General features: G+C 61.0%; 2 protein-coding genes and 2 pseudogenes. 1 reads left to right on the forward strand and 3 read right to left on the reverse strand.

The window, feature by feature from the left end; all coding sequences use genetic code 11:
* The 3 genes and pseudogenes from AC07XB_RS38720 to AC07XB_RS38730 all read right to left on the reverse strand — a co-directional run.
* Nucleotides 1–1,754, reverse strand: a 1,754-nt coding sequence (locus AC07XB_RS38720) for an autotransporter-associated beta strand repeat-containing protein (protein WP_494752836.1), incomplete at its 3' end; no start/stop codon positions are given.
* Nucleotides 1,755–2,078: 324 nt separating this feature from the next.
* Nucleotides 2,079–2,399 (reverse strand): annotated as a pseudogene (locus AC07XB_RS38725) (DUF7673 family protein).
* A gap of 42 nt (nucleotides 2,400–2,441) precedes the next feature.
* Nucleotides 2,442–2,771, reverse strand: a complete 330-nt coding sequence (locus AC07XB_RS38730) for a hypothetical protein (RefSeq protein ID WP_492831680.1) — start codon at nucleotides 2,769–2,771, stop codon at nucleotides 2,442–2,444.
* 1,138 nt (nucleotides 2,772–3,909) lie between these two features.
* Here AC07XB_RS38730 and AC07XB_RS38735 point away from each other — a divergent pair.
* A pseudogene (locus AC07XB_RS38735) lies at nucleotides 3,910–4,419 on the forward strand (peptidylprolyl isomerase); the annotation flags it as partial.
* Nucleotides 4,420–5,319: the final 900 nt, after the last annotated feature.

Raw genomic sequence — 5,319 nt, forward strand, 5'->3', positions numbered from 1 at the left:
GTCAGCGTCAGCGTGCGGCCGCCGAGGCTGACGGTACCTGTCCCCGAGAGGCTGGTGATCGATGCGCCGCTGGTGGTGCCTGAAATATCGAACGTTCCATTGTTCATGACGCCACCGGACGCCGCAATACTACCGGTACCGGTGAGCGCGAGGGTGCCAGCCGTAATGGTCGTGCTGCCACTATAGCTGTTGGCCCCCGAGAGTGACAGCGTGCCAGTGCCGGCTTGCGCCAAGGCGCCGGTTCCGTTGATGTTGCCGCCAAAAGCCACGCTATCGCTCCGGCCGAAAACCAGCGTCCCGTTGTTTATGACGTTACCAGCGATTGAGCCTGTGGTGCCGCCATTGCCGATTTGCAGCGTGGCTGCACTGATCGTTGTGCCACCTGTGTAGGTGTTTGCGCCGGTAAGCGTGACAGTGCCCCCTCCGGTTGCGGTCAGGCTGCCGGTGCCAGAGACGACGCCGGAAACTAGAAGGTTGGCCGCGCTGGTGTCGAAACCCACGGCGGATGTGCTTGCACCCAGCACAATCGCATTGCCAAGCGTTAGCCCTGTGCTCTTTGCGGCGATGGTCGCTGTCGCACCGGCGCTCAACTGGATATTTCCAACGAGGTTCGAGCCGGTGAGCAGATTCAATGTATTGCCGGTGCCGTTGAACTGGATCGCCGCGGCGCGGGTCAGGCCGTCGCTAAATAGACCGCCACTGATCGTGCCGCTGTTGGTGATAGTGTCATTCCCGTTAGCGATGACACCGGCCCCGGCCGCAGCTCCGCTTCCGGCGCCACCCGTGACATTGCCTTGATTGATTAAGGTACTTCCCCCTCCGGCGAGATTGACCCCGGCGCCGCCGGTGCCTGCGGTGGTGAGGCTGCCATTGCTGCTGACCCCGGCACTGCCGCCGACGCCCCCGGTAATGCTGCCCGTGTTGGTAATGGCCGTATTGCCGCCGAGCGTCAACAAGCCATCGCCGCCACCACCACCGCCACCTCCGAAGCCGCCTGCACCTCCGTTGCCACCACTTCCCCCGCTGATATCGCCTGCGCTGGTGATGGTGGCATTCGCCGCCGTGGTAGTAATACCGGTGCCGCCGCCACCGCCGCCGCCGGCATTGGAAACAAAGCCGCTGGTACCATTTCCGCCAGCGCCGCCGTTACCACCTTTGACGACTGGGCCCGACATGACGCTCAGGCTTGCGCTGGCAACATAAAAAACCGTGCCGCCGCCCCCGCCGCCGCTCGCGAAGTTGAAGCCGTCCGGTCCCTGTGCCCCAGTGCCGCCAGAGAATGTTCCGGAGAGGACGGCGACAGTACTGCCCGGTGAAAAAATGCTCGCGTCGATGAACACGAAGCCACCCGTTCCACCAGCGCTCTCGCCCGCCGCACCGCTTCCGCCTACGCCATTGGCGCCTGGGCTGCCCGCGATCTGGACCGTGTCAGCGCCGACCAGGGTGCTGGCGCCACCGCCGTCACCGTTGCCGGCGCCGCCATTGCCCCCGCGACCAGGCGCACCGTTGCCGCCGGTGGCGCTGCAAGCTGTCGTTGCGCCGGAGACGCAATTTGCCGCCCATGCCGGAAGCGACGCACCGGTAATGCCGAGCGTCAACGCGAGCGGATGCAGGGCTTTGAGCACCCGGCGCGCTGACATCCGCCGTACGACACGGCCAGTGGGGGAGCCGCCGCAGGACGCGACGGTGAGTTCGGAAGCAACCTGCGAGACCCGCAAGGTGCGGTTCCAGACAAGGCGGTAGATGCGGTTCATTGACTATTCGATTATAAAAACTGAAGGACCGACGATCCGCCTCGATTTACATAGCCATTGGCGCTAGCGATGGTCTGCCCATATTCGCGGCACCGAAGCGTGTGTCTGCACGCCGATCCGGTTTGAGGCAGCCCCGGCTATTTATAGCGAGTGAAATATACGCTAACGAGCGAAAACACTATGCCCGTCTAAGGTGGGGAAAGTCGACAGCCTATGGAAAAGGGAATTCCACTGCCACTTTGGGCGGACTGAAAGACTCAGTTTCGTGACCCAGGCGCTCTCTCGTCGCTATTAGCGGTTCGGACGCTCGTCCAGTTCGGGGCGTCAAGCCGCCACCACGGCCTCGAAGGCGGGGTCGTAGCCCAGCGTGTGGGAGTAGCGTCGCGTGCGTGTGATGACGCCCATAACGACCTGGACGGCGCGGACCAGCTCATCGTCCAACTGCCAGAGGTGCGTCAGATCGAAGCCGCCGCACTGGCCCGCGTTCCACTAGGCGAGCAAGAAGCCAGCGACGCGCCGGGCCTGCCCAGTGTCGGTGCGGGCCACCTCCAGCAGTCGCACCAGGTCGGCGTGTTCGGCGGCCGTCGCGATGTCATCGCGCAGCGTGGCGGCGAGCCGCAGGCTGGCGGGACTGGTGTCAGTCATGATTTGTTCTGTTCGTCGGGGAAAGCCCACTCCCAGGAAGCGCTAGGGCTTACAGGGGAACGCCTTGTGCAATTCGAACAGCAGGGCCGAGGCTACATAGTCGCCATCACGATTTCCCCAAGTGCTGTTTAGGATCAGAAACTTCGCCGTGTCTGCGGTCAAGGGCATATTCCCGGGCAGGCAGAAGATGGGTTCTCGCTTCGTGACCCGACTATAGGCCGAACTCCAGAACACGCCTTCTATTAGGCCGGCGAGATAAATCTCAAGCTGCTTAGCTTGCCTGGGGTCTGCCGCGAATTGGCGGAAATCCTTTTGTGTCATGTCGGCGCGGGCAGGCCCGGCGACGACTAGGCCTGCTAACAGCAACAACATCCACACGCTCTTAGCGTTTAACATAAGTTTCATTATGTACTTTATGGGTCACATTAACAGGGGCTGCCCCCGAATTATCCAAGCGCTCCACCATGGGCAATGTGTCGACGGCCATTGTCGCTTCCTAAGCCGAATGCTGTCTGGACTGGCGTGCGGCGCGAGCGTTCAATGCGACCGCGTAGGACCGTCGTTGGCCGATAGTGTTGAGAAACTCTGTAGACCCCATTTCCGGCGAGATTTCAGGGGTACCCGAACCCCCAACCGATCGACGATCGTGCAATACAGGCCGATCTGAGAGGTCGGAAACCCGCAGGCCTAGTCTGCTCAGATGGCAGATTGAGTTTTTCAACACTATCGACCATAAGGCGACGCTCCCGTAAAGAACGACGGGGATGCTCAATCGTCGGCTGTGGGACCAGACAGCGGACGCTCGGGTTCGCGCGGCACCGCGCACTGCCTTCGCGCCTTCCGCCTGCAGTTCTGGCGGGGAACGCCCTTCTTCACCTCCGTTATTTCTTCGAGAATCGAAACCACAATTTCCGACGGGCGCCGGGCTGCCGATGAAGATGCCCACCGGCCATTGTCCCGGGCCGTTCCTCGGAACAGCCATCATCGCAGTTTTTTAGTTGCACTCGCTTGTGACTGGCCTGAGTGTGCGTGGTGTCGTTTCCATTCTGTCCGGCACGCTTCGTGCCATGAAGCGCCGTTCGCCTGCACAGTCATCGGGCATTTGGAAATCTGATCTGCAAGCGAGCGCCGCTTCAATAGACATATCAGAAACTGGCTTTATCCCGACCATCGGCGTCCGACGCGCCAAGGCACTCCTCCCGTGGTTATCGCGAGCCAGCTCGGAAGACGAATGGCGCGGCTGTACCCCGGGGAAGCAGCCCTTACGCAATCGCTCCGCTAGGACCGAAAATCAGACAGCAGCACAAGGGCGGACATGGCGGCTAAGACATCCGCCGCGCCCCCCACTGTTGTGGAGAGTCGACCTCTCCGCCCCATAACCCAATTTGGGGATGCGGTGTTACCCGCCTTCCATCAGAATCACACAACACTTTTCCCTAACCCATTGCAACGATCTGACGCTATGATCATCCGTTTGCTTTGTACGTACATCGTTGTCGCGGCGGGGCTCATGCCCGTCTTTGTGAGCGCCCAGGAGGCGCCTCGCGTCAAAATTTCCACAAGCTCTGGCGATATCGTCGTCGAGCTCTATCCGGAGAAGGCGCCGAAGTCCGTCGATAACTTCCTTCAGTATGTCCGCGTCGGCCAGTACACCGGCACAATCTTCCACCGGGTCATACCTGGATTCATGGTTCAAGGCGGTGGCTTTGACAGCAACTTGACTGAAAAGTCGACCCGGGCGCCCATCCCCCTCGAGGCGAACAATGGGCTCCTGAACGAGCGCGGAACGCTGGCCGTCGCCCGAACCGCGAACCCGAACTCCGCGACCGCCCAGTTTTTCATTAACCTCAGAGACAATCCTTCGCTGAATGCGCCCAAGCCAGACGGGTATGGCTACGCGGTCTTCGGACGCGTGGTGAGTGGGATGGATGTCGTGGATTCCATCGCGACGGTGGCGACGACAACGGTCCGCGGGTATGCGAACGTCCCAATCAGCCCTATCACCATCACGTCGGCTTCTGTTGATACGACACCTATCCGGACCGCGGTTGTATCGAATTCCGCTTCCCCAGGCGTCTCCACCACAGTCCAGAAAGCGGACTCAAAGAGGAATAGCGGCGCGGTGGCAGATAGCGGCGCCGTGGCCCCTAATCCGTCCCACGGCGCTACACGCGCGACACCAATCCTTGGTGCCGCCGATTCGAAAGAGCGACCACCGGCCTCCACGAATTGCCCGGTCGAAGCGACATTTTTGGGCACCTATCAAAAAGTTGCCACCCTAAAGTTTGCGGCCCTGCGCGAGAAGATGCTCACCAAAGCAGAGTTGGAGGAATACTTCCAAGATCTTGTAGCGCTCCAGCGGGAAGCAAGCACAAATGTTCAAAACAATGGACTGCGCATTTACGTCGCCTACGGCATCACCGACACGCCGCGGCAACGCGCATTACTCGGGTGCGCGGAGAACTCAACCAGCGATTGCGCTGATCTGACCATCGTCAGGGAGCCGCCGAACTTTCGTGACACCATCACACCGCGGTTGGCGGTGTACCAGTGCCATCATGATGCGGGATGGCCCTCGGCAAGCGATTCGACACCGCCGCGCGGCAGGACGTCGACGCTAAGTGCTTCGACGTTTTCCGGTGGCCGGCAGCAGGCACCGATACAAGAGAAGTCGAGCGCCAGACAATCGGGCGCGACGACTGGCGAGGGTGGCGTTCCTATGCTGAATGGCGTCCCGTCGCCACGACCGAGCGCAACGAAACGAGAAGATGATCACGCTCCGTACATTTCGCGCAAATGCGTTCGTATCACCGTAACGGCCCGGCCAATACCGTATTGACGAGCCGCACTTTGGCGCTCGTGTGGCAGGAAGACTTGCACTGCAAAGCCGATGTGATAGCGTGTCGTGTGTCCATGCTAT

It is taken from the genome of Cupriavidus sp. GW821-FHT02F09, assembly GCF_059421605.1.

Coding starts and splice junctions, on each gene's coding strand:
- AC07XB_RS38730 (WP_492831680.1), bottom strand. CDS start 2,771: ATGTTGTTGCTGTTAGCAGGCCTAGTCGTCGCCGGGCCTGCCCGCGCC.